Raw genomic sequence first — 25749 nt, forward strand, 5'->3', positions numbered from 1 at the left:
AACGGCGGGAACCGGACTATCCCTACTTGCGCCGCGCGGCAAGCCGCTGTGACGTTTCAGGCGTCTGCTCCGGAGTGAATCTTCGGCAGCCTATTTTCACAAAGACGCTCTCAATCTACGGCGTCTTCTCCCTGTACGAAAGTACTGCTTACTCTTCTCCATCATCGCTTTACTGCGAATATGACACAATAATCTATATTATATGCAATCTGATGCAGCGTTGCAACCGCTACATGTTTTGGACAATGTAATCTACCGTACGAATGGCCATCGCAGCAGCAGTGAGGGATGGATTAGCAGCTCCAATATGAGGCAATACGCTGTTTCCTGCGACATAAAGGCCGGATATGCCGTGAACCTGGCCATATCGATTAGTCGTTGAGGTGAGGGGGTCATTTCCCATTCGGCATGTTCCGGATTCATGGAAATCGGCACCCGGAGCGAGTAAGCAAAGGTCGGGCTGGCCGCTCAAGCCAGTTAACTGTATGCCGGCGGCTTGAGCAATCCGGGGGATATCCGCTTTTATTTGCTCGATAATGGCGTTGTCCTTAGGGCTATAGGCAAAGTTGACTCCGATATAAGGTACGCCATATTCATCACGCCGGGCAGAATCGAGATAAACTTTATTTTCGAAACGGGATTCAACGACACCAAACCCGCCAAAAAAATTCAGCCCCCATTCCTCCTGCAGCTCTTTCGCGGTATCGTGATACCAATAGTATGGGCCAGGACCTTGAATTTGAACCTGATAAGGACGTTTAGCTGTCGATGGAACCAAGATCGCAAGCGTTCCTAATACTTCTGTAATTGCGGGTGTCCGAATGAGCCCATTCGTTACGACAAAGGAATGGTTGGTGAGGTAGTGGCCGATCGCCCGGCCGGAAATACCGGAATGCAGAAGCAATCTTGGTGCTTGAAGCGCGCTAGTCGCGACGATGACGGATTTAGCCCTTATAAAAAAAGCTTGTTTGAGCGGATTGCTGACTTCAACGCCGACAACTTTTCCTACCTGTGTCACAATACGCGTAGCGTTGGCATTCACCGCTAAGTCAAAGGAAGCCATATTCAGCGCCTTGGCGAAAAATTGAATGGAGCTAAACGCCGGGGCAGAATGAATCTCTCCATATTTGGTAGGATCAACGTCTACCGCCATGGGACTTCTTGTTGCCTCGGGGAAGCCGTTTTGCCATAATCGATCCAATAACTCGCTCGTAAGGGTTGAATCTCTGCTATATGCGTTCGAAACATTCATTACGCTTTCAGCAATATTATAATACCGTGTCAATTCTTCATACGACACAGGCCAGTCCTTCATATCATGGCTTTGGAGCCGCGGACTGACCAAACCCCAGAATTGCGTTCTGCCGCCAAGTGAATACAGCTCTCTAGCACCTGAAAAAGAAGGAAGCATCCTGCCAATCGGAGTAGAAATAGCGGGGTTGGCAAAAAGTCGAGCGGCACGGTCATTATTTAAAGTCGGAACATTCCAGCTATGCGTTTGCAGCAGGAGCCCGCCCTTTTCGATAACGCCGATTCGTTTGCCAGCATGCATCCACTGCTCGCATAGACGCCATAAAGCAGCGCCGCCTCCCATGCCTGACCCGATAATAAGAACATCATATTCGGTCTCTGCCATTTCGGCGAGAGGAGTTAGAGGAATCCAGTGATCGAGAAATGGCATTGGATCCACGGGGGGACAAGAGAAAACCGTGCTCCCGACAAGAGGCGAGTCCATGCTAGGAATGCGTATTACGGAGCCTGAAAGGTCTGAAATGCGGGCTGATAGTTCCGGGTTAGCCGCATGAAGCAGCTCGATTTTCAGACCATAATGCTTGGAAATGGTTGCGAAAGTGTCATCCTTGCCAGCGACATATAGCCTCAAAGCATCCACTTCCTTTTCATCAAGTTCCCCTATAATATGTATCGGCTTCCCCGTCTTATGACAAGGCGCTATGCTCTGTTTCGTTTTCGATCGATATTCACCCTTATAGGCAGAAACCATATTATAGTAGAAACATGGATTGCAGTAAGGAGTATGGCTAATGATCAAAGCATTGATCGGCGGTAAGGCGTACCAGGAGAAAAGGGCCATTCGCGTGACAGTCTGGAATGAATATATTGCGGAAAAGGAGAATCCGGAGGTAGCCGCGGTATACCCGAAAGGCATTCACTGCGCGATTGCTGACGGGTTATCGCCTTACGGCTTTTATATTCATACGGCTGTATTAGAACAGCCGGAGCATGGCCTAACGCCAGAAGTATTAAACCATACAGACGTCTTGATTTGGTGGGGACACCACGCTCATGAGCAGGTTAGCGATGAGGTCGTCGAGCGCGTTTATCATAAGGTATTGGGCGGGATGGGACTTATCGTGCTGCATTCGGGTCATTTCTCCAAGCTGTTCGGTAAACTGATGGGAACGACCTGCCAGCTTAAATGGCGGGAGGCAAAGGAGAGAGAGCGCTTATGGGTTGTTAATCCTGCGCATCCGATCACTGCAGGGCTTGGCGAATATATCGAGCTGCAAGAAGAGGAAATGTACGGCGAATTTTTTGATATTCCGGCACCGGATGAGCTCATTTTTATCGGCTGGTTTCAAGGCGGAGAAGTATTCCGGAGCGGATGCACATTCTACCGCAGGCAAGGAAAAATCTTTTATTTCCAGCCCGGCCATGAAACGCATCCTACTTATTATAATAAAGAAATCATACACGTCGTCGCGAATGCGGTTCGATGGGCGGCATCCCCTCATGGCGCATCTCCCGTATTCGGAAATACAGCAGCCCTGGAGAAAATACACCGTACCTAAAATCAAGGTTAATATAACAAGAAAGAGCGCCCAATGGGCGCTCTTATTTTCGATTCGACTGATTTTCCTTAGGAGTCAATTCGCATCATCATTTCCTCAAGCAGCCGAATGCGGGCAAACGAAGCGCGCAGCAAGCCGATCCCGATTTCCGGATATAGGCGGATGAGCCTGGAGACGTTATCGCCTAACAGCTTCAGCACCTTTACATCGCCAAGCAAGGATTGAGCCGTAACCGTGGATGAGGTGCTGTCGAGCGCGGACGTAACGCCGCACACATCACCCGTGCCCAAGACGCCGATCGTGCCTTCCCAGCCAGCGGCTGAGATGCTTGTGAGCTCAATATTGCCTTCAACGATAACGTACATCGCCGGATTCGGCTCGCCCCGCTCCAGCAAATTCTCGCCGTCAGGGCAAATATATTCCTCGGCTATGTTAGCGATTAATCCCAGCTCCTCAAGCGATAAGTCAGCAAAGTAGGGAACCTGTCTAAGAAAGATAACCTTATTTAGCCGGCTCATGATCTGATGGTCGCTTCCCATTTGCTTCCCCTCCTCTACTAACGCTGCGGCAGCGATTTCACGCCACCAATCGTCATTTCCTTGCTGTGCTGTCTCCAAAACAGCATAGGCATGCTCATCGCTATCAACAAGCTTGCTTTCTTCGCCACGTTCCAGCACGGTAAGCAGATACTGCGATAATCGCCGCTCTCCCATACCCTCGGCGAGCACTTCCCAAGCGTTGCTGCGGATTTCTTCATCCTCATCTGCAGCGGCACGCCTAATCGCGTCAACGACCTGATCATCCGCAAGCTTCGATAAGACGGACCAGACTCCGTCCATAATAAAGGTCCGCACCTCACGCCAGCGCCGCAACGCAAGCTCCTCAAGCTCCGATTGGCCAAGCTGCCTGAGCGCTAAAGCATAGCCTGAGGCTGCTTCAAGCTCACTAAGGCGCTTCAGCGACTCATCGGTCAATACTGTACGGACCTGATCCTCCGGCATAAGAGCCGATAGCGCAGTTACCGCAGAAGTCCATCGCTTCGGCGACGAATCCGGCAAACTGCCAAGCAGCAAAGGAAGAGCAGCTTCACCCATCTGAACGAAGCTTTCTGTGGTCGTACGAAACATTTCCTGGTCCATCACCGGGAGCTTCTCAAGCAGTCTTGGAATAATTGAGATCACCCGCAGCCGGCCAAGACAAGCGATAGCCGCCACTCTGGCAGCCGGATGCGATTCATCGGCAAGCCTCTCAACCTTGGGTACGAACGCATACAGCTCCAGCTCCGCAATCACTCGGCAAATATAAACCGATGATTCTCCCCCCTCATCCAAAATGCGGTCAATGACCTCTGCACAAGCCTCGTAGCTTGGCGCATTGTTAAAGGAGTACATCGCTTTGACCGCCTCGGCAACAACACTCGGATGCCGATCAAGAAGCTTTTGCCGCAAAAAGTAGAAGGCTTGATGCTCCATATGCTTCATTCTGCCAATTTGTCTTACACCCTCGGCGCGCATCTCGTCATCCGGGTCCTCTAGAAAAGCCGCTACCTTAACCATCGCATGCAAATCCGCGCTCTCCAAATTCATGGCTCTTACCGCGGCAACGCGAATACGCGGATTCGGATCATTGATAAGCTCCAGCAAGTCAGGGACATCGCTTGGATTTTGCAGCCTTGCGATGATTTGCAAAGCAATCTCTTTGGCTGAGTCGAGCGGCAGCTTCAGCATGCTCCTGACCTCTGCGATCGCTGCTTCGTTCCGGCTGAATTCATCGAACTGCTCAGCCAAATCCTGCTCGCCGATCATCTGCACGCTGCTCACGAGTTCCCGCATATAAAACCTTCTGCCAAACCAGGCAAGCACGAACAGCAGCGCAGCTCCCGCCAATCCGACAAACGACAAGGCCGTCCAGGACAATCCAAGGCCTGAATGCAGAAACTGCAAACCCGCGCCGATTAGAATGCCGGCAGAAGCTGCAATTCCTTGCGCCGCATACCGGTAGCTGTCACGCTGCGCGAGCGGAAGCGTCTTGAAGAAGAGCTGATAGGAAGGCTCCGCGGAATAATACAGCAGCAAATACAACAGCATGTAGCCGATTGAAATGACTGGCAGCGCAGCAGATCCGCCGACAAAAAACAAAGCTCCCGCAAATGAAACGACGTACACGCCTGAGATCGCTGTAAGCATTTGGCTTGCTCCTAGCCGGGCCATCAGCCTGCCGGATATGGTTTGCAGCAAAAATGCGAAAACAAACAGCAGCATCGTGATCATCCCAAAAAATCGGCTGAAAGCCTGCTCGCTTGGGAAGGACATTTTGGTCACGTTCAGAAACTCGTATTCCATCAAGAAGTAAAGCGCAGGCATAAGTGTCATCAACAGAATAACTGTAAGTAAAAACGGAGACTTGAGCGCATGCTTAAAGACGGCTCCTGTGGAGACCTGCTCTTCTTCCTCCGCAATAGCCTCCTGCTTAATCGATAATGGAACCAAGTAGCGGGCAATCACCTTACGGTAATTCGGTAAAGCTGCCAGCAGCAGCAAGCCTCCGGCGGCATACACAACCTCTGGACCGAAAGCGAGGCTGATAAGCTGTGCAAGCAAACCTGCCGCTACACCGCCAAGCGTTGCTGAGCCAACGAACACCGGCATCAAACGTTTAGCCTGCTGTGTCGAACATAAGTCGACAGCCAAGCTCCAGAGCAAAAGGGTCTGCTGCCTTACGACGAAGCTGGATGCTATAAATAGAACCGGATAATATCCTCTCCCCTCGATGCCGAAGCTTTGCATAACCAGTAAAACGCCGGCATTGACAAGTACGATCCCGAGTAATAGCCCATATAAGACACACATCAGCTTTGGCTTGGGCATTCTTGCGGCAAGCCATGACAAAAGCCACGCCTCTAGCGGCAAAATAAACGCCTCCGCCGCGTATACATAGGGCAGATATTCGCTTCCGAACCGTTGATTAAACAACGTCATGAAGCCGTTATAATTAAGCATCTCAGCTATGCCGCAAATAAAAAAAACAGGTGCCATCATTAGCAGCTTACGCTGATCCTCTGGACGGGCACCAATTGCACGCAATAGGCTATCTATTTTCATTTCAATTTAAACCAGCTTTCGGTGATAGATTAAACGGTCTTCCCCTTCGTAGTAATAATCCGGACATCTGCCGACCAGCGTAAAACCGCTTTTTTCAAACAATTGCCGAATCCGGTTATACTCGGGCAAATCACAGGTATAGGTTACCAAGTATCTTGCCTGCGTGGCCTTTAAAAAATCATACATTTGTTCGATAAGCATCGCCGCCACGCCTGCCTTGCGGTAATCCTGATGAACGACCAGATAATCCCAGCTGTAGCCGCCCGTTTTTTGTTCGTTTTCAGCGACGCAGTTGATGCCCACGATCATACCTTGCTCGTCCATGGCATACCAGAAATAAATCTCGTTGTTTAGCGCCCGGTAAGGAAGCTCACGGAAATGCACCAGCTCGCCTGGCGTGTAACGAGTGTCATCGAATGAATGATCCGATAATAAAAATTGAACAATCTTCTCTGCTTCTTCTGTCGTGGATACGCGATCAATCCGAAACTGTCCCACCAGCATTCATCCTGCCTCCCTGCACTCCGCCTTTAAACAGCGAGCGTTCCATTCCAGCCCTCTGTTGAGCCCTTCTGGTAATATTCGTCACAGAGATAGAAATAAAGCTTTGCTGCTTTGTCAAAGCGATTGATTTTGATGACCTCAATAAAGGTTTCCCTCGCATCGAAGAATCGTCCCTCTTGGCAGAGCACGATTCCCTTCTCGAACAACGTTTTCGTGCGGTCCTTTAGGCTGCGCTCCGAATCCGAATCTCCCTCGTATACATCAATCAGCTCGATCGGCTCATCTTTGCCTTCGATCCTGACCCGTCCGAGCTGGCGGAAACGGAAGCGCTCCGGGGCGCGAAGCTGTTCATAGAAAGTTCGAGTTACGAGTATTGAAGCCCCCATCGTATCCGACATGCGTTCCAAGGTTGCGGTAATGTTCACGTCATCCGAGATGACGTTGCCCTCCATCCGCTGCTCCTCGCCTACAATGCCCAGCATCAGCGGCCCCTTATGAATAGCCATTCCAAGATCTACGGGAGCGAAGCCCGAGGCCTTTAAGCTTTCGTTATAGGAGACGAGCTCTCTACGTATGGATATAGCGGCGCGCAGCGCATCTTCGTTTCGGGTCGGGAACAGCGCCATAAAGCCGGCGCCTAAATATTTGCTGATCAGTCCTTCTTCTGTTCGGACGAATGGACTAAAACGTTTTAGGAACGCGTTCATAAAATCAAAGTTTTGCTTGGGCGACAGCTGCTTCGAAAGTTGGTGGAACGAGCGGATATTGGCAACCATAACGGTCATATTCTGCTGAACCTGGTCTCCGAGATGGATATCCGTAATTCCTTTTTTGCCAAGGTATTTGAATATTTGCTGCGGTACAAACCGATGCGAAGCCTCGCTAAAGGAAGTAATGTCTTTTATGTACGTGCGGATATGAAGCGCCATTCGGTTAAATTGCTCGCCTAAATCGCCTACCTCATCCTGCGAGCGTATGTTCACCCGCACATCCCAATTGCCGTTTGCCATCTCCATTACGCTTTTGCGAAGCTTGCGAAGCGATGACAACAGGTAGTACGTAACGGCAAGCACTAAAACAATCAATACAACGCTGATGAGTACAATATTGCGCATTACGCTTTTATATATGGTTTGATTGGATTGATATAGGACATTCAGATCGCGGCCCGTTTCATAGACGCCGACGATTTTGCCCGATGAATCGTAGATAGGTCCGATCGCATACAGCCACTTACCCGTTGCATCCTCCCAGCGGTCGGTTACGACCTCGCCATTTTCGACGACGAGCCGATTTAGCTCGTTAACGGGAAAAGGCTTATACATATTCACGCCGTCATCGTCATCCATCATAATGAAAATTTCGCCGTTCTCGTATTTGTAAAGCGTGCTGTACAAGCCCTTGCGATTTGCCGGGTCCTCGCTTTCAAATAAGAAATTCATTTTGCTGCGAATCGTTTGATAGTCTTTGCTCATATAGTCATTGGGCGACGTTAACCGGTTGAGCTGATCGCCATTAATGATATTTTGGCCATTTCGCGCAAGCAGTGACAGCTGTCTCTGCATCTCTTCTTCCATCTTGCCGGAGAAGCTGTCATAGATAAAATTGGACAATAGAATCATTGCAATGATCAAAATCGGCACAATAGCGAATACCTGTTTGAAAAACAGCGAGATTCTGCGACCCAGCACATGTACGTAAAACAGGCGGACAAGGAACAGCGTAATAACGAGCAGCGCTGCTGCCGCAAGCCAGGTTAGCCATCCTTTTACGACGGAGCTGCGATCATAGGAAAGCTTCATCCGTACACTCGCGCTGCTCTTTTCACCATCAAGCTTGACGATGCTGTCGCCTAAAACAAGCTCCATCCGACCTGTGGTATCCATCGTCAGATCCATTATATCCAGGCTTTCTGCCTTCGGCGCTGCCGCCTTCAAGGCCGGTTCGTCAATTACCGTTACCATATCGCTGGAATCTATGGCATTCATGCTCGTAACGGCATTTACGAGACGATCAATAAAATAGAGCCGGCCATTCTCGCCGAGCAGCAAACCTTCCGGGAAGTTTTTGCGCGTGCGCTCCATCCCTTCCAGCGGATAGGATAAAACACTTGCTCCATCGGCCTTTACTCTAAAAATAGCGCCGCGTTTCGTAGAATAGTAGATATGATCCGGCTCATAACCTACGATTTCCGATAAGTACCGATCGTCAGGCAGCTTAAACGCCAGTGTCTCCTCTGGCTTGCCTCCTGCCGCGGACAATCGATGCAGCTTTACGTTTGTATCTTCATTTATGTAGAAGTAGATGCTGCCGCCCGCAACCTGCAGGCCTTTAATCAGGCCAACGCGCTTATTCGTTCCACTGCCTTTGTAGGAATACAAGAGCGTTCCGCTTGGTTCGCCTTTGGGATAGCTGACGATCCGCTCCTCTAGGACATAAAGCCCATAGCCGTCCAATATCGTGTCAAGAACATAGATCGTACCGTCATCTGCAACCGCAATATCGGTAAAATCATGTCTGCTGCCTGCACCTGCATCCTGACGAATAAGCTCTTCAATCGCTCCCTCGCTGTTAATCCGTACGATTTCTTGGCGGGAGTCGCCGATCACAATGGTGCTTCCATCCGGTCCTGCTGATGCTTTCGATAAATAATTGAGTGGTTTTTCGGTAGTATAGGGGAGAGTTTGGAAGTGATTCAAATTCGGGTAAAGCCAAAAACCGAGACCGATTGCCATAAGTAACAGCAGAGCTATTCCCAACGTGGACCTTCGCATGCGCACCATCGCTTTCATCTTACAAAATTCAACTATTTCCATAGTACTACATGTTTAGCCATTTCGCATCAGAATACTTGTTGATATTCATCGAATGTTAGCTATTTTAGTAGGTTTTTGTTGATGGTACCTAGGGCTTATAGTACTATTAAAATAGTAGAAAATAGGAGGGGCGGACTTTTGCATGCCCACTCGCGGAAAGGAATTTTATGGGACAACTAATATGCGGCGGAGCCACGATGCAATGCTCTTTCGGAGCAGCTCCGGGTACGTTTAACGTGCTGCCTGCCAATCGCGTTTTGACGGCGATGCCGATCGCGAACATTATGGATAACAAGCCGATGGTTAATATTTTACCGTTTGGCGTATGCAGCTCTATGGCAAATCCAATGGTGGCAGCCGCTACGGCAGCGGCACTCGGCGTGCTTACCCCTCAGCCCTGCATTCCCGTCACAGCCGCACCATGGGTACCCGGATCGCCGACGGTTCTAATCGCGAACATGCCCGCGCTCAACAATTCATCCAAATGCATGTGTAACTGGGGAGGCGTCATTCAGTTCGTAAATCCCGGACAAATGACGATACAGGTGCCATGACATGATTGAGCAAATTCTAAACCCCATTATCAAACCCATTAAGAGAAAGATTATCGCACCGCTCAAACGGGCTAAGACACTTCCTAAGCGCATGCTTGCTGTGCTGCGAAAATGGCTGGTCACTGCCATTTTCGGACCGCTTCGCTCGCTTAACAATTATTTACGGATCGGCAGATACTATATTGCGAAGAAGCTAATCGCGCTTGTGCTCGTTATCACCCTTATCATCGTTTATTTCGGATTTATTAGTCCCCCTGCCTTTATTAACAAATGGTTCGGCCGTACACCTCAGCTTGAAGCTGCTGCCGCTGCGGACAGCGGTTTTACGGGACCTGCCACCATCCTTGATGCGGATGGCAAGCTGTTATTTGAAGGACAGCTGGAAAACGGTCAATATACAGGAAACGGCAAGCTCTATTATCCAAACGGAGAGGTGCAATATCAGGGTGATTTCGCCAAAGGCGTGAAGGAAGGCTCGGGCGAGCATTTTGATGAAAAAGGTGTCCTGTTGTATCGCGGAGCGTTTGCTGCCGATCAATACAGCGGCGCCGGAACGTTATATTATCCGGATGGAAAGCCCAAATATGAAGGTCAGTTTCTTGCTGACGCATATGAAGGCGCTGGCACGGAGTACGGTTCAGACGGCAGCATTGTCTATGCCGGCACATTTGTAAAAGGCGTATATAACGGAGACGGCAAGCTATACAGCGGCAAGGATAAGCTGAAATATGAAGGCCAGTTCAACAACGGGGCCTATGAGGGTGCAGGCAAACAATATGACGACAATGGCCTGCTTATGTATGAGGGGAATTTCCTGGCAGGCAAGCTTTCTGGTACAGGTAAGCACTATTTCCCATCCGGCTTTGTAAAATATGAGGGCAATTTCCTGCTCGGCAGCTACCACGGGGCCGGCAGCTTGTTTAACGAAACCGGAACCGTCGTTTATACAGGCTCTTTTGCGAACGGACAGCAAAACGGTACGGGACAAGTCTATAATGCCGCAGGCGGAATCATGTATGACGGCAAATTCGTAAACGGCAAATACGAGGGTGTCGGAACATTGTTTGACGCGGACGGCGCTCCGCTATATAAAGGATTTTTTCGTCAAGGCAGCTTGTATGCGGAAGGCTTCTTGAATCTCTCGCTCGTGAAGCTGCAAGAAACGTTAGGCGCTCCGGATGCTCCTGTCGTCACTCCTGAGGAAGAGCCGGTAGATGATGCTGCAGGCTCAGAGGAATTGCAGCTTGATGGAGCAACGGAATCTGAAGCATCAGCCGGCTCGCCGTCGCCCGAAGCAGCTGCAGCGGACCAAGCTGCTGTTCAGCCTACGGCTAGCCCTACCATTTCCGCTTCCCCGACACCGACGTCTCAAAATAACGAGGTTCAAACGTTGTCCGAAAGCACTGCTGACGCTCCGACTACTGACAAAAATCCTTTAAATGAAGCGGATTCGGAAGATTCTGAGGGAAGCGCGAATGATACGATTCCCTCAGAGGATTTGGCTGCCTATATCATTTTACCGCAGACATTAACATTCAGCGCCATGCAAATGACTTTTGTACTTGAGGTTGATGAAGATAATCCGGAAGCCTTTTATGTACAGCAGCTAACGACGTGGAATGCTGTCATTATGGAGCAAACCTATAGCCGCTTGTTAGCCGCCAAAACGCCATCAACGAAAGAAAAACTTGATAACGGGCGCACAACCATCATTTTCAAATCAAACCAAACGCTTCTGACCTTCTTATTGAATAAAGACAAGCCTGTACGGCTTGAAATCACGAAAATCGTTCCTGAATAATACAGGCTTAAACGGCTGATGCCGTCCTTGGCGGTAACAGCTCGTTTCGCGGAGATAAGTAACAGCTTTCATATGTGAAAACTTTTAAATGCCTATCTATTTATAAAGGCAGGCTGAGGAAATCTCCTCAGCCTGCCTTTTGTTATTGTCTCTCTCGATCAAGAGCCATAAACTTCAAAATTCCATAGTGAGTAATCAAAGCTCGTTCCTCTTTCCATGCCGTACATTCGGAAATCAGGTTATGAATATTGCCGGATAAAAGCTAGAATAGGCTCAGGATCTGCCAGGCTGTGAGGGTGATGTCCTACTCCCGGCTTCAAGATTAGCTCAATCCTTCCGCCTAGCTTGCGGAATCGTTCCGCAAAGGGGGCAGCATTCTCGGAAAGCGGCACGGGAACATCCGCATCGCCTGCTACGATTAGAACAGGGATATTCGTATTTGCAAGTTCCTCCACCCGATCAAGCGGGGAGCAATTCGCTTCCGCAGCCGTCTCCTCCGTCAATCCAAAGACTGCCAGGCACTCCTCCCATTCGAACGCCGATCCCGTTCCTATCCCTTTTCCGCCCGGCCAGCTTTGCAAATCGAGTACCGGAGCATCCAAATAAAGCAGCTTGACCTGCTCTGGATACTTCATTGCATAATTGCATGCATACAGGCCGCCGCGGCTGAAGCCGAACAGCACCGTTTTCGGCGCAAGCCCGAAGTCCGCAGTAACGTGGCTATGGAACACTCTCATTTGTTCTACAGCTCCGGGACTGCCGTACATATTGCTCACATTATAATAGGCGATTGCCCAGCCCTGCTCTAATAGAGCCATATCCGCATAGGAGAACGCATCAAAAAACTCTGCACGCCATATCCATGGCTTGCCCTCTGCACTTTTTTCAGGGAAAATAATCAGTCCTTCTCTTCCCTCCAGCATAAAGTCGAAGCGTTCATAGCCCTTCCAAAGCGAGCGGCGAACACGGGCTTGTTGCTCTGGCTGCGATGCTGTTTCGCGGATCTCCGCTGCTAAAGCCTCCCCCTTCTCTAATGCCAAAGCAAGCGGGAGAGCCTCAGCTTTACCCGGATTCGTGTGGCCTACATGCTCCTTCCATGCGGAGCTCAGCATACGATGGCGCTTCATAACGATAGTGAATAGAGCCGAGTCTGATGGTTGCCGGACATGCTGCGGCGTTTGCTCCAGCGTAATATTAAAGAGCACCCGAAGCAGCGACCTAGCGATAAGCCAGTGCCCATCTGCACCGGGATGGATGCCGTCGCCGGTGACATAACCAGGATCCTGCTTACGTTTTTGGTTCCATAGCTCCAGCATGGGCTCATGTATGGATACGACCGCATCCACCTTGTCTTCCAAGGACAGTACCCACTCGGCATAACGTTTCAGAACATCCTCATATTGGGCATACGGAGCCGCATAGCTGTACGCCGCTTGACCAACCGGAAGCATCTGGGCAGCATAGGATTCCGCATCAAATGGAGGCGGGGTCATCACGATCGCTTTCGCACCCGCTTCCTTAATCTTACTCACGGCCCTTAAGATCCCTTGCTGGTAAGCCGCAAACCGCTCACCCGAGTAGGGGTAATAAATCCCGTCATTCATCCCGTAGCATAAAACCACCCAATCCGGTTTGGTCTCCGACAGCGCCCTGTCCAAACGCTCATGCACGCATGGACGCGGAAACGGATGGTCCGGCTCGCTAAGCCCAGACGCCGTTTCGCTGCTCACGCCTAGATTAATAAGCGTTAGGCGGCGATTCGGCTTATGCTCCAGGAAATAAGCGTCCAAAAAAGCAATAAATGTTCCCTCATCCGTTATGCTGTCGCCTAAGAAAGCAATTTTCAATTCCTTTGGTACGGCTGAGTCCTTCCCGTACAACGGCTTCATATTCATATCCTCCTTATCCTGGCAGAAATTCTAAACCATTCAGTCAAAAAACAAAAAACGTCCGAAAGATCAATAGACTCATTGATCTTCCGGACAGCTTAATCTTGCTTACTCCTGCTGTGACGCAGCCGCCTCGGCAAGACCCGTATCCGATGGATCATCAGCTAGCTCGGCAGCCTGCGCGGCGCCTAAGCTCTTAAATGCCCACCAGCGCACCGCGATGACGGACGCCGACGATTCCGTTTCACCCTGCAGCTTCATTCCAATCCGGAACGTGCCCTTCTCGGGATAAACAATGGTTCCGAGCGATACATTCGGAATATCCGGCTCGAATTCGGTGCCTTTGAATACGTCGCTTTGACCGTAATATACCTTCTTCATTGTACTGGTTCTATCGGCTAATACGGAACTATCGATTTCCTCAAGACCGACTACAACCGATACCTGCCCCTCGCCTAAGCCGTGCTGGATCTCCTCTGATACATAGTTCTTCTTGCCGCGAGAGAAGAAGAAGCCGCCGGTTTTTCCAATAGACTCCAGCGCCACCTCCATTGTGCCCGTTGAAATCTCATCGTACAAATGCTGCGGACGCGGAATTCCCAGCTTAAAATCAAATTCGTTGCGATCTGGATGATACTGCACGTCAAGTGACGGCTTCGCATCGTATTCCAAATCATGCGTCTCGGCGCTGGCATAAAACTTGTTCAAAGACGAAGAGCGTGACGTTTGCGCTAACCGCTGCAGCAAGGACGTACTTTCGATATATTCATCAAATGGCACACGGTCGACCTTCTCGATCATATACGTCGGGCCCATTTGGAGTAGGCTGATTTTGGCGAGGCATATGCTTTGATCAGCCGCGCCTTCTACTGTTTCCTCTAGCGTCCGCTCATGCCAATCCTTCAATATTCGGCTCGCTGCGGGCTCGTCCAGCACTTCAATGCTATGCTTCGCATTCGTGTCCAGAGGTATAGCCGAGTCACCGATTGTCAGCTTTGCAGCTTGACACGGCACGGTTAGCTCTGCTTTTTCCCCAGCCTTCTGCGGCGCCTTAACATGGAAGCTCACCGAATATTCCGTTTCCTGCGCGTCGCCCGGCTCAACGAACATCACCTGCGTGCCGTCATGTCCGACAGGAGTGAAGCCCACTGCTTCATAATCATATTGAAAAGCAATCCGCGGTGTTTGGAGCGTCTTCTCGACGACAAGTTTTACCTCGACCACTTCGCCGACATTGACATATTTCGGCATACGCTGCGTGATGCGAACGTTTGGATCCTCATAAATCGTGACCACATTTTCGAGCAGACGGACGAACTCGAACGAGGAAGGCGCTGGCGCTTCTTCATTGATGAACAAACGGTAGGATTCCAGTACACGGTTATACTCGCTCACTTCATCGTTGCGAATAGCGGAGTTACCGACCGAGTGGACAGGCTCCTTGCCCTTCTCATCATAGGCGATGTACAAATATACATTTTTCTTATATTCGTTGTTCGTAAAACCCTCGATCATCGACAGTTTAAGCGTAACCGGCGAAGGAATGACCAGCTCGCGTCCGATATAATCGATTGCAACGCCCATTTCAACCGAAATCGTTTTATCGTCTACCGCTACAACCTGCATCCCGGACAGCACGCCGCTGCCATAGAGCAAACGGTTCAGCAGCCTTCTTTTATCATTGAAATATTTCTGCTCCGACTCGAAATCGCGCACCGTGAGCAGCTTCCCGTAAAAATAACGATTTCTCTCAAATGGATACAGCCTCGATTTTTTCACCTGTACCGCTCCTTCGCGTTTTTATATTATTCCAGCTCTGAATCCATCTCTAAACGGGTATGGACATCTAAGCGCTTCTCCATGCCGATATCTACAATCAACGTATCGTTTGGCATCGTTCGTTCAGGGCTCAGCTTAAGCAAGGACGGTTCTGTCAGTACCGTATTAATGCCCAGGTACGTATGCAAATCCAAATACATCCAAGGCTGCAGCAGCACAAGCTTCGCTTCCGTGAAGGCTGGCTTCTGCTCGTCCAGCAGCTGTTCAATAACGACCCGTTGCTTCTCGGTCGGAGCCTGCTCCGGCTTCAGCAGCACCGTGAAGGTATAAGGATCACCGCCGTACAGCTGATCCGTTAAATGACGAAGCTCGGCGTTATCGCGCATAGCCTTTGTTTGAAAATATTCCACGATCAGCGGCGATATACCGGTATAAATTTCGATCGTTTTCATCAAGCCCTGCCGCGTGCCGCGGTATCGATACAGCTCCGGCGCTGCCTGTATAAACGCTTGTACCTGATCATCAGTCCAATAATCATCTATTTCCAGACCGACCCAGGTCGCCAACCAGCGCAAATGCTCGCCTGTTGCCCGTTCCGGATCGATGTACCTCGATAAATCCTCGATTTCCTCTTCGATTCCGGAAAACAATGTGCCGAATAATGATAAATAACGTTCAAGAAAATCGCGGCTTGCCGGGTCCTCTTGATAGACTGCCGGCAAATAAGACAAGTAGGTATCTCTAGGAAAGTATATGCGCATTGATTCCAAAAGAGGCGTATACCTCTCGGAAGCAATCCATTCCATTTTCATCCATAAATAGCGGCCCTTTGCCCCAAAAAACAAGGCGTCGCTCGGATTAATGACGGGCTTTGACCAAAATCCCTCAAGCCCTTTCAGCTTTTCTCGATATGGGATCGTCGTATCCGTGAGCCAATCGTCAACTTTACGGTACCTGCCGTTAATGATGCAGCTATCTTCATTTTGGCTGAAATATGAAATATGCAGCTGCGTGCCGTCTGGAATAAACGTCTCCAGCGCCATTTTATGCCAGACGGTATCCGCTTCTGCGCTATCAAACGCCTGCGACAGCCAAATTCCCTCGGGAACGCCTGTTTCCTCCATTAGCAGCGTCTGCGGCTGCAGGTTCAAGATCGTTACGTTTCCGTCTTCGCCGTTTAATATGTACATGCGGTCCTTCTCATCGATCAACAGCTGGTCCGCTTTGCCCCGAAACCCCGTAATTCGCCCAACGGTCTCGCCGTCCGCATTCAAATGCGTGATAAAACGGTCATCCTCGCTTACCTGGTCCATTTGCCTCGTATCCCCGACATAAAGGGTTCCGCCGCTGTCGACACAAAGCCCTGCATAAGGCTGAGAGGGAAGTTCGCGCCTTACACTCATTCGTCCGTTAGGCTGAAAGCCGAACAGCCTCGCATATAAAGTATCAAATATATAAAGCTCGCCCGATGACGAAATCGCCATATAATAGGTTCGGTTCAAATGCCTCAGCTTCGCCCGCACACGCTGGGTAAAGCTCGGATCGCTCCATATTGAGGCGACTGCGCCCGCCAGCGTAAACTGAATAATGCCAAGCTTCGCGCCTTCCGCAACCGCTGGCTCATCCGCTCCCGTGTCGAGCTCAAGCGGCGTCAGTACATAGACATAACGCTTATCTGCTGCAATCGCAAGCGGGTGCAAGGGAATGCCGTCAGCCTCGTCACCCACTCGCGACCAAATGGTTTGCCCATTACCTGTATGGTAAGCCGCAACCGTTCTCTCGCTCATGCGATCGGCTGCAAATAAAAGGTCGCCTGAGGCGGCCAGCCTTGCATGGGAGCTAAACAAACCATGTCCCTGCGTGAACAATCGTTTATGGTCGGAATTACGACGGTCGTAAATCCATAGATCCGCGCGCTCATCCAGCAAATACATATGCTCATGCTGTGAGACAGCCAGCTCCTTCACAGATGCTGTGCCTGCTAGCTCATTAAGCTGAAGCGTTCCCGCGATTCCATATCTGTTATCGCGGCGGACGCCATATCCGGCTACGTGATACTCGAGATTATAAGTCATACCGCGCTGCCAGTCCTGCTCGCGGTTGATCGAGAAAAAGTGGTTTTGTCCGTTCATGCTGTACCTCCTTTGCAGCCGATTACCGCGATGCTACAGATGCGTGCGACTTATAAGTTCAATTTCATGCTGACCCGAAAAGACGAGTCCATGCGGCGGCAGGATGATATCTCCTCCCGCGCTTTTCCTGACATGCGGTCCCTCCGCATCAATCCACAGATCCTGTACATAAACGACGCCGCTTCCCATGCTTAACGCGCTGTAAATATCGCCTTTATACACGGAACGGCCGAAGGTCCAGCCTTTCGCCCCATGCTGGCCGTCAAGCGGGCGCAGCAGCCGTTTCAGCTGTTCAACCAGCCGTTCTCCTTCATCCACGAATTGCGGCTCCACAACGACGACAGCGTTGACGGTTACTTTAATATAGACCGGTGGAATGACATGTACTTCCGTCGTAACCAGCCTTCTCATATCAAGATGCCGCTTGACGGTTTGAAGAAAGCCAGCGCTTGGCGTCGGTGTGTCGGTTAACCCATAGGGGACGACGACAATCGATATTTGGCCTGCGGCTGTTTCCCTTGGATAATCAGCCAGTCCCGGCTTGAACAGCGGAATCGCATGTACGCGAGCGACAGCTGCGCCTGGTGTTGCTCTTGCAAGCGTTTCGTAATCCTCGTTGGTTACGGCGCGGAAAGTATGCTTTAGCTCTGCTTGTGCCCGCTGCAGCGTGATTGGCAAGGTTTCTGCCTCGGCTCCGCCTGATGCAAAGCCGGGGTTGTCCACTGTAATTTGGAAAGCCCTTTGCACGTCACTCACCCATTCCGAAATGAGATGCGGCTTCACATTGCCGCGGTCTCCGCCGCCAAGCTCGCAGGCAGTCAGCACGATATTCGTATCGATGCCCGCAGCAGGAATGGCTCCTCTTTCACCGTTGCCGAAATGAATAAGCCTTTTTACGGGATCGTATACGAAATGACGATCTCCCGGCTTAGAGCGGTCAAAGTCATCTACACGCATCCAGTCCTGCCATTTGTATGTACCTTGAGGCTCCAATTCCCCTACCTGCAGACGAAGCGCATCGCGTTTCTTGCAGGATAGATTGTAGAGCTCGAAGGTTTGGCTGGGCAGTCCGCTGCTGCGCCCAATTTGCCTGTAGAGATCGAATTTGGGTTCGCTTGCAAGCACGCGAACCGTCTCGCCGGGAGGCGGAATCGCTCCGGACGATCCGTCGCTAAACCTTACCGTGACTCTGTCCAGGGATTCATGTCTAACAAGCGTATAGATCGTCGGCGGTCGGTCTATTTGAGGCAATGCTTCAAAGGAAGCTGCCTCCTGCCAGTATCGCCAAGCGCCGTCTTCATCCTTTACTTGGACGCGTATTTGGCCAAAAACAGCCAGGTAGGTTTCAATATGTATTTCTTCATCCGGCTCACCGTTAACCGAGCATTCGATCATCTCGCTTAAGGTGTCTTTCTGCTCGGCTGCCACCGTGTGCAGCATGAGCTGCCGAATGCGGGGCGGCATTTCATAGCCCGCCTCCTCCACCGTAGCGCAAATCCAATACCGCGCTTGCTCGCTGGCAGGATGAACCGTTACGCTGCGCATGCGCGATTTTATGCGGAACGTTATTTTTCCGCTTAGCGTCAGGTGAAGCGTCTCGTCCTCCATCATTTCGACCGGCATCCATCCTGCTGATCCTGTCGCTTCGTCTAAACAATAAGCCTTCCACGAGAGACGTGCTGACGGAGAAATAACTGCGCGGTTCACAGCCAGCGCTTGCTCGGAATCCTTATGCATATCCATGCCGGCTTCCTGCAACTTTATGTTAATCGTTACCTGCTCCTCCGGCTCAAGCTCCCGATCGAAGGAAAGATACAGCTTCGAGGCTGCCTTTGCATCCTTGCCGAATGCATAAAAAGCGACGTTCGCATGATCATTAGTTGCCGTTACATCATTTGCTTCCCGTTCCGTTCGGGTAACAATCCGATCCAGCGCCAGCGGCGCGAGCGTTAGTGAAGCTTCCGTCTCGAACATCTGATCCTCGGCCATCAGCTTCGTTCCGCGCGGCAGTGTTACCGGTTTATTCACATTCGAAAACCGGATGACCGCTCTCGATGAACAGGCATCTGCAGGCGATATACCGAGCAGGTCAAGAAATCTGCGTTTATTATTCTCGGGCACGCGGCCGATGAAATAACGCTGCATCTCCGTCAACCACGCGAACAGCTCAATAAACGTGATCCCGGGATCATGTGCGTTCTCGTCTGTCCATTCCGGTACCCGCTTAGGGATAAGCCTTCTTGATTGCTGGACGATTTCTGCATAGGTACGGTCATCCAAGGGCAGCCTTGGCAGCATAAGATCTCTCCTTCCTTTATAGAATTAAGTTTGAAGGCTGAACGGCAAACATTTCGATCATTTCGGGGCTGGTATAGCCGTAATCGTATGCGTCCCATTAACGACGATGCCGTGAATGACTTCATCCATCCGGGCGGGATCCCATTCGGTCTTTATCCCGTTTTCTATTTTGATAATATGTAAATATAAACGCTCAATATATAAAAGTGAACGAACAGCGTGAAGAAGGGAATGCAGCACGGATACATGCAATGCTTCTCCGATATTCCAGCCATTGCCGTCAACATTGCCCGTAACCGAATTCAAGAAAGCATTAAGCTTGGCTGCGCAGGCCATTTCGAGCGGCAGCAGCTCGTCCACCGATTCAGATACAACCGTGGCATTCACCGATACCTCCAAATAGGCGGGTTCGATGACGCGTATCGCGCCGCCCAAAGAAACCATATTGGATGCGGTTCGCGACAGTTCTCTCTCCACCGCTTTACGCAGCTCAGGAAACTGGGCTGCGTTCGCTAAGCCGCCTGCCGGAAAAGCAACCACCGTCATAGAGCCCGGCGAGCGTTCGAGCAATCCGTTGCGGTTGCTAAGGCATTTAACCTTCGCAATTTGCGGATACGCCTCTCTTGCGATCCATTCCACATCCTTCGCCGTGACTGCGCGTCCCCGGTGCTTAAGTCTCTGCGGGCCTCTCTCGAGTACCTGTTCAACCCGTTCGGCATCCCCTCCGCCAACCGAAGGCGCAGGGTTGCTCACACTGCTCACGAAAGCAAATGGAAGCACCATTCCCGTTATTTGACCGGCTTCCACATGACCGCTTGCGCCGGCGGTTGTTTTAAAACGAACGCGCACCGTCTCTGCCGTATCGGAGGACGGCAGCTTCCCTCTGACGCCGTCACCGAATTGCAGCGTTCCCCCCGCATGGTCCGGCATATAATGCCGATCAATCGGGCCGGATTCCGCAAGCGAAGCAACCGCCTGCCATCTTACCCAAAACCGTTGGTCATTGTTATCGCCGTCTCTTTGCAGCATGTAATAATTAGGCTGAGAATCACTCAGCGCCGCCCGATCCATAGGCGTAACATGCTCCAATTCGTCTACCCATACTTCTTCCTCGATAAAAGCAGCCGGCGCCAGCTGTACGAACCCGTCTGAAGGAATCGTAAGTTCTTTTTCCTGGCTGATTTGCTGCCGGACGGAAACCGCATTTAGATATAAGCTTGAAGCAACTGGATTGCTCGGATACGAGTCTCCGAGTGTGCTGTCTAGGTTGACGGCCCGGATCCAATATCGCTCGCGTCCGAACAAGCGAACCATCGCCATTGTCGGCGGTCCTACCCACTGGAGCTCTCCGCTAACCGTAAACGCTTCTGTGCTGTCGACCACTTTAAGGGGCTGCCACACTAAGCGGCCGGCTTCTTGGCACAGCGCTTCCCATTCCACCCATGGCGGCTGATTGCGAACCGCAAATCTGAGTTCAAGCTCGATATGCAGTCGAATCGGCCCTTTTATTGGCGCAGCATTAAAGGAAGCGTACATCGCAGGATGGTTTGCTTGTATAGGTTCAAACAGCTTAAAGGACTGGCCTCCCTGCTGAGCGGAGGTCGTTCGATCTCGATTGTCAATATTGCTTCTCGTGTACGTATGCTCAGGCATAAATAACGTTTGCGAGCCATGAGCGTAGGAAAGGACAGGCTTTCCAAGCCAAGGCGACATGTACTCAACCACAGGCGCAATAATCGGATCCGTTTGCAGCACACGCGCCCTTATCCAATAATCGGATGCGCCGTTCACGAATGTTTGCGTCATATCCTCCGGACAATTGAAGGTAAGGGTGAAGCTGCGATCGCTTTGCTCCGGCAGCTCCGCAAACAGCGTGCCAAATTGTTCGCTTCCCGGCAGCCTGGCCCAGTTGCCTCCATCCCAATACTCCCATTGCACGCTTCTGATGCATACGCGCGGCGGATCCTTTTCGTCAAAGTCAGAGGTCCGCATGACCATCTTCCACTTTACTTCCGGGTCCTGTGCCATACGCAGCCTGCTCGGTATCGCTTTTGCCGAGAAGGTCAGCTTAATTTTGCTTTCACGCTTGCTAAACGCTTCCTCGCAGGATAAATAGAAAACGGAATAAGGAACAAAATGCTCTCCGAATGGAAAAAATCCGTCGCTCAGAAGCTCCGTGTCATTAAAATACAAGGCGCCGGGCTGAATGCCTTCGTCATCGCCTGCAGCATCATGCGCCGCGCGCAGCCTGATTTTGTCCATTTCCAGATGCTTCTTCAGAAGAGGAGATGCCTTGCCTTGCAGCTGCTTCACCGTACATCTGATCCAGCGGCCGATTATGCCTTCATGCTCGGTCAGCTCCAGCTTCCCTGCTTGTTTCTTATGTAACACAACCATATTTCCCGCAGCCGTTGCTGAATCAAATTTCACCCATTCCCCTTTGCAGGGATACGTCCATTCCACCCATTCCGATGCTAGCGACACGGCAAGCTCGGGCTCTGAATAACGTTTCTCGGTATGATGAACATTTAAATAAAAACGGCTGGGGCGATCCACGAGAAACAGATCGTCATGACGAATAAAAAGTGTATGCTCCTGCTCGTTTGCCCTAGAGCTCGTATCGAACAAGCTGACCGGTTCCGCAAGACCGCCCTTCAGGCGATCCCCGTAATCGATGGCAGCTGTAGCGATATGATCACGTTCCGGATGCACGTTAATCCATTCCATTAGCTTAGCGGGCGTTGCAAGCAGCACCTTCTCCGTTTCAAAAACGAGCGGCTCGCCGCCCTCCGGATGAGGCGCAGTCAATGCGATGCCTGCAGGCAAATAAACGGGATCGACCGTACCTTCGCTGAGCTGGAATACAACCGAAGCGCGGGCTGGGCGAGGCGGCTGCAGCTTAACCTCTATGAGATCGAGAAAGGCTAGAAAATGATTAAGCGGCGCTTGATTGAGCCGATTAACCGTATCCTCCAGCATCTCAGCGGTCAAATAGGCAAGCCCCGTCCCCGCATCAGGCTCCTCCTGCGAGAAGCGCCATTCCGGCGTATAATGCGGCGCCATCTCCTTTAGCTGAGCCATAAAGGAGGATAACGTATTATGATTTATTTTCGGCGGACGGTTGTCACCGCCCTTTCTTCCCCCGTGCTTCGTCACGTTATTCGCTCCCGTTATTTCGTTCCTTCCTCCAAATAGAAAGGAAAGACCTGATTAAATAGATTGTTTGTCGATCTTACGGCATAGGAGACGCTCATCAGCACGCGGCCGTTATTGTGCCGATCGGGCTTTACCTCTACTTCTACATCCTTCACCCTTGGCTCCCAAATCCGAATCGCTTCCTGCACATCGCTGGCGATTAGCCGAAGCGAAGTTTCATCCATCGTACCAAACACAAAATCTCTTAGGCCGCAGCCAAAGTCGGGACGCATCAGACGCTCGCCCTTCGATGTGCGAATGATAATTCGGATCGATTCTTCGATATCCTCTTCGCCTTCCGCCATGCGAATACGGCCAGTAGTCGCGTCAACTTGAACAGGAAATTTCCATCCTTTTCCCAAAAACGATGCCGACATAGGCTGCTGCCCCTCTCTAGCATTAATTAATTTTGACCATTGCGCCCTTTAGCGACAAAATGCCGCTGGCTTTGACTTCCAGCATTCCGTTTGATTGAAGCGTCAGCGAAGCGTCCGCCTCTACCTTCACCTGCGTGCCCTTCACGGTAACCGACTTTGTGCCCGTCACCTTGAGATCACCTTGTCCATTCATCTCAATCGTCGAGGTTGTCCCGCATTTGATGGTCACCTTCTTGCCGGTTTCATCCAGCTTGATCGACTGCTGCTTATCCTGTGTTTCAACCGTAACGGTCTTTTCCTTATCCGCGAAGGTGATGTTATGCCCTTTGGAAGTTTTTATCGTTACCGTGCCTGCGCTGTCCGTATCATCAAACGTAATTTCATGCCCGGTCTTCGTCTTGATTTTACGGACGTCGTTTTTATCGTTCGGCGCCGGCGGCTTTTGTTTTTTACTCCATAACGATCCGATGACAATCGGCTGATCCAGCCGCCCCATCAAGAAGGCAACCAGAACTTCGTCATTCACCTCCGGCAAAAAGAGAGAACCCATGTCATTTCCGCCCATTAAGGTAGCGACGCGAACCCAATCAGTCTGCAGCTCGCCTTCGCGCAGAGGAAACTTCACTTTTACGCGGCCGAGCTTATCGGGGTCCTTGTTATCGGTAACGATGGCATTCCACACGCCGGATAACTGTTCGGATTGCATGGAGCGCTGATGCTGGTCAAAAAATCCAGGAAACATCGTGCTCATATCGCATTCCCCTCCGTCTCAAAATAAGTCATATATCCGTTTGCTGCATCAAGCTTATGCGTAACCTTCGTCAGCCGCAGAACCTGGTCCAGCTTTTCGCTGCCAAGTCCCTCGATTTTAATTAATTCGCCCGGCTTTAGCTCGGGAAAGCCGATTGAGGTGCCATGTCCAATCACGAGCTCGCGCGATATGCGATCCAGCATTGCTTTTGCGAGCGACTGCGCCTCATCCTGTGATGCAGCCTGCGTGTATACGACCTCTATTTTTTGATTGGATAGCATGCTCGCTACGCTTGGTCCGCTTTTCGAGTTCCCGCCGATAATGGTAACAGAGCTCGCGACTGACTCTATCGCTAGCATTTTATCAACATCATAGCCGCGTACCTTGACCTGAGAAGTCTGGCTGGAGGCATCGACGTTTAACGTAAACTGCACGAGATTCTTTCCGTACTTAAGCGCAATGAGCGGATCACCTGAGGTTTTCGGCTTTTTAAAATAAAGCTTTGATGCAGTTACGTAGAAATGCCTATCATTATCCATCGCTAGCGAGCGGATAAAATGATAGTCGCTGACCCCGATTTGTTCGATTGTTTTTTTCGTAACCGTCGTATCGTCCAGATCAACGGATAGTCCGTAGTTGCCTGCAATTTGCCGTACCACATCGGTATCCTTCATTTGATTCCACACCTTAGAGTGCGAGGTCTTCATTAAGAGAAAGGAACGGTCCATCGCTGTTACGGTAATCGTCGGGCTGCCGTTCGATGGGAAATCGATCGAATAGCCCGTAATAATGCCGTCAAAAACGAGCGATTTCTTATCCGCGTAGCCAAGCTTTATTTGCAGCTTCTTGCCCACCGCAATCGTTGATCCGACCCATTGCATCCGGGACTCGCTCCAAATATAACCATTTGAGATCGAAAAACGGGCCACGTCGGCCTGGGCATCCGTCGTTTGCTCCACATCGACCCATTCGATCGCCATATCTAATAATCTGATTAACTGGCCTTCTATTAAAATATCGGTTTCCGGTGCGCTAAAATCGCCGTATTTGGATTCCAAATCCTCAAAGGAGTTTACAGGCACGTCATCACTCCAATCTCGGAATCGTTAAGCTTCTTCCGGATAGCAGCATACGCGGGTTATCGATCCCATTCGCCTCCGCAATATGCCGCCATGCACCCGGATCTTCATATTCCTCGGCGGCGATCGACCAGAGCTGATCGCCCTGCTTGACGGTTTTCTGTTTGGTCCGATCAGCCGATTGGCGCGGAATTTCTTGGTACTGCTCCTTCATCGTTTGCGAGCTGAGCATCACGACCGTTAATGAAGCACGTACGGGTATGCCCGTCTCCAGAAACATGGTGTATTTTTGCGAAATACTCGTAATTACGCCTTTAAAATCAAGGGAGCCCCAAATGAATTTACAGGTTGGCGGCGTATGAAGATCCGAATCCACATCGAGAATACCAACGATTTTGGAGGTATGGGTGCGCACATCAATGCCTGCTTCATAGGTATCAAAAAACAAATTAAGCGTCAAAGTCGTCCGGTCACCGCTCGTGAACTGGGAGAGCGGGGTTTGTAAGCCCGCGATTTCCTTCTCTGAATATTGGTTGCCGGATTCCATTTCGTATTCAGTCGGGTTAAACAGTACGTCTACCTTCTCGGTTTCCTTTGCTCGAAAAATCCAAAACTGCGCTTTGCTTAATGCCATTCGCCATTCCCTCCTCATCCGGCCATTCT

16 protein-coding genes are annotated in these 25749 nt (G+C 50.8%); 3 read left to right on the forward strand and 13 right to left on the reverse strand.

Features of this window, described 5'->3' with window-relative positions; genetic code table 11:
• Positions 1-229: 229 nt before the first annotated feature.
• The gene (locus tag AC1DLI_RS03040) at positions 230-1882 is read right to left on the reverse strand and encodes a GMC oxidoreductase (protein ID WP_477599536.1); all 1653 of its coding nucleotides are present in this window, start codon (positions 1880-1882) and stop codon (positions 230-232) included.
• 160 nt (positions 1883-2042) lie between these two features.
• Between AC1DLI_RS03040 and AC1DLI_RS03045 the strand changes: the two genes are divergently transcribed.
• On the forward strand, positions 2043-2810 hold the full coding sequence (locus tag AC1DLI_RS03045; protein WP_477599538.1) for a ThuA domain-containing protein: 768 nt from the start codon (positions 2043-2045) through the stop codon (positions 2808-2810).
• A gap of 68 nt (positions 2811-2878) precedes the next feature.
• Here the strand turns inward: AC1DLI_RS03045 and AC1DLI_RS03050 are convergent, their stop codons facing one another.
• The 3 genes from AC1DLI_RS03050 to AC1DLI_RS03060 are packed head-to-tail and all read right to left on the reverse strand — an operon-like array spanning position 2879 to position 9189.
• Positions 2879-5911 carry an Npt1/Npt2 family nucleotide transporter gene (locus AC1DLI_RS03050; protein WP_477599540.1) on the reverse strand — a complete coding sequence of 1011 codons (3033 nt, stop codon included), beginning with the start codon at positions 5909-5911 and terminating at the stop codon, positions 2879-2881.
• 6 nt (positions 5912-5917) lie between these two features.
• Entirely contained in the window at positions 5918-6415 is a 498-nt protein-coding gene (locus tag AC1DLI_RS03055; RefSeq protein ID WP_477599542.1) for a GNAT family N-acetyltransferase, read from the reverse strand.
• Between the two features lie 26 nt (positions 6416-6441).
• On the reverse strand, positions 6442-9189 hold the full coding sequence (locus AC1DLI_RS03060; protein ID WP_477599544.1) for an adenylate/guanylate cyclase domain-containing protein: 2748 nt from the start codon (positions 9187-9189) through the stop codon (positions 6442-6444).
• Between the two features lie 209 nt (positions 9190-9398).
• Here AC1DLI_RS03060 and AC1DLI_RS03065 point away from each other — a divergent pair, with 209 nt between their 5' ends.
• Positions 9399-9785 carry a DUF4280 domain-containing protein gene (locus tag AC1DLI_RS03065; protein ID WP_477599546.1) on the forward strand — a complete coding sequence of 129 codons (387 nt, stop codon included), beginning with the start codon at positions 9399-9401 and terminating at the stop codon, positions 9783-9785.
• 1 nt (position 9786) lies between these two features.
• Positions 9787-11586: an MORN repeat-containing protein gene (locus AC1DLI_RS03070; protein WP_477599548.1), complete on the forward strand. Its 1800-nt coding sequence runs from the start codon at positions 9787-9789 to the stop codon at positions 11584-11586.
• Between the two features lie 239 nt (positions 11587-11825).
• Here AC1DLI_RS03070 and AC1DLI_RS03075 read toward each other — a convergent pair whose 3' ends face one another.
• From AC1DLI_RS03075 to AC1DLI_RS03115, 9 genes are all read right to left on the reverse strand, one after another.
• Positions 11826-13475, reverse strand: a complete 1650-nt coding sequence (locus AC1DLI_RS03075) for an SGNH/GDSL hydrolase family protein (RefSeq protein ID WP_477599550.1) — start codon at positions 13473-13475, stop codon at positions 11826-11828.
• A gap of 108 nt (positions 13476-13583) precedes the next feature.
• Positions 13584-15254: a hypothetical protein gene (locus AC1DLI_RS03080; RefSeq protein WP_477599552.1), complete on the reverse strand. Its 1671-nt coding sequence runs from the start codon at positions 15252-15254 to the stop codon at positions 13584-13586.
• A gap of 26 nt (positions 15255-15280) precedes the next feature.
• A complete protein-coding gene (locus AC1DLI_RS03085; protein WP_477599554.1) occupies positions 15281-17386 on the reverse strand; it encodes a phage tail protein in 2106 nt (701 codons plus the stop codon).
• 33 nt (positions 17387-17419) lie between these two features.
• On the reverse strand, positions 17420-19684 hold the full coding sequence (locus AC1DLI_RS03090) for a putative baseplate assembly protein (RefSeq protein WP_477599556.1): 2265 nt from the start codon (positions 19682-19684) through the stop codon (positions 17420-17422).
• 57 nt (positions 19685-19741) lie between these two features.
• Positions 19742-22840 (reverse strand): baseplate J/gp47 family protein, encoded by a 3099-nt coding sequence (locus tag AC1DLI_RS03095; RefSeq protein ID WP_477599558.1) that lies wholly within the window; start codon positions 22838-22840, stop codon positions 19742-19744.
• A gap of 14 nt (positions 22841-22854) precedes the next feature.
• Entirely contained in the window at positions 22855-23256 is a 402-nt protein-coding gene (locus AC1DLI_RS03100) for a GPW/gp25 family protein (RefSeq protein ID WP_477599560.1), read from the reverse strand.
• Between the two features lie 22 nt (positions 23257-23278).
• Positions 23279-24007, reverse strand: coding sequence for a phage baseplate assembly protein V (locus tag AC1DLI_RS03105; RefSeq protein ID WP_477599562.1), 729 nt, complete (start codon positions 24005-24007; stop codon positions 23279-23281).
• On the reverse strand, positions 24004-25089 hold the full coding sequence (locus tag AC1DLI_RS03110; protein WP_477599564.1) for a phage late control D family protein: 1086 nt from the start codon (positions 25087-25089) through the stop codon (positions 24004-24006). Before AC1DLI_RS03110 ends, AC1DLI_RS03105 begins: the two co-directional genes overlap by 4 nt.
• A 4-nt stretch (positions 25090-25093) precedes the next feature.
• The gene (locus AC1DLI_RS03115) at positions 25094-25720 is read right to left on the reverse strand and encodes a CIS tube protein (protein ID WP_477599566.1); all 627 of its coding nucleotides are present in this window, start codon (positions 25718-25720) and stop codon (positions 25094-25096) included.
• Between the last annotated feature and the right edge of the window lie 29 nt (positions 25721-25749).

The sequence above is a fragment of the Paenibacillus sp. 01T443 genome (assembly GCF_056398325.1).

Excerpts from the sequence above, each read along its gene's own strand:
- AC1DLI_RS03100 (WP_477599560.1), bottom strand. The coding sequence starts at position 23,256 with ATGTCGGCATCGTTTTTGGGAAAAGGATGGAAATTTCCTGTTCAAGTT.
- AC1DLI_RS03045 (WP_477599538.1), top strand. The coding sequence starts at position 2,043 with ATGATCAAAGCATTGATCGGCGGTAAGGCGTACCAGGAGAAAAGGGCC.
- AC1DLI_RS03085 (WP_477599554.1), bottom strand. The coding sequence starts at position 17,386 with ATGAACGGACAAAACCACTTTTTCTCGATCAACCGCGAGCAGGACTGG.
- AC1DLI_RS03060 (WP_477599544.1), bottom strand. The coding sequence starts at position 9,189 with ATGCGAAGGTCCACGTTGGGAATAGCTCTGCTGTTACTTATGGCAATC.
- AC1DLI_RS03070 (WP_477599548.1), top strand. The coding sequence starts at position 9,787 with ATGATTGAGCAAATTCTAAACCCCATTATCAAACCCATTAAGAGAAAG.
- AC1DLI_RS03115 (WP_477599566.1), bottom strand. The coding sequence starts at position 25,720 with ATGGCATTAAGCAAAGCGCAGTTTTGGATTTTTCGAGCAAAGGAAACC.
- AC1DLI_RS03055 (WP_477599542.1), bottom strand. The coding sequence starts at position 6,415 with ATGCTGGTGGGACAGTTTCGGATTGATCGCGTATCCACGACAGAAGAA.
- AC1DLI_RS03075 (WP_477599550.1), bottom strand. The coding sequence starts at position 13,475 with ATGAAGCCGTTGTACGGGAAGGACTCAGCCGTACCAAAGGAATTGAAA.
- AC1DLI_RS03065 (WP_477599546.1), top strand. The coding sequence starts at position 9,399 with ATGGGACAACTAATATGCGGCGGAGCCACGATGCAATGCTCTTTCGGA.
- AC1DLI_RS03105 (WP_477599562.1), bottom strand. The coding sequence starts at position 24,007 with ATGAGCACGATGTTTCCTGGATTTTTTGACCAGCATCAGCGCTCCATG.
- AC1DLI_RS03090 (WP_477599556.1), bottom strand. The coding sequence starts at position 19,684 with ATGCTGCCAAGGCTGCCCTTGGATGACCGTACCTATGCAGAAATCGTC.
- AC1DLI_RS03050 (WP_477599540.1), bottom strand. The coding sequence starts at position 5,911 with ATGAAAATAGATAGCCTATTGCGTGCAATTGGTGCCCGTCCAGAGGAT.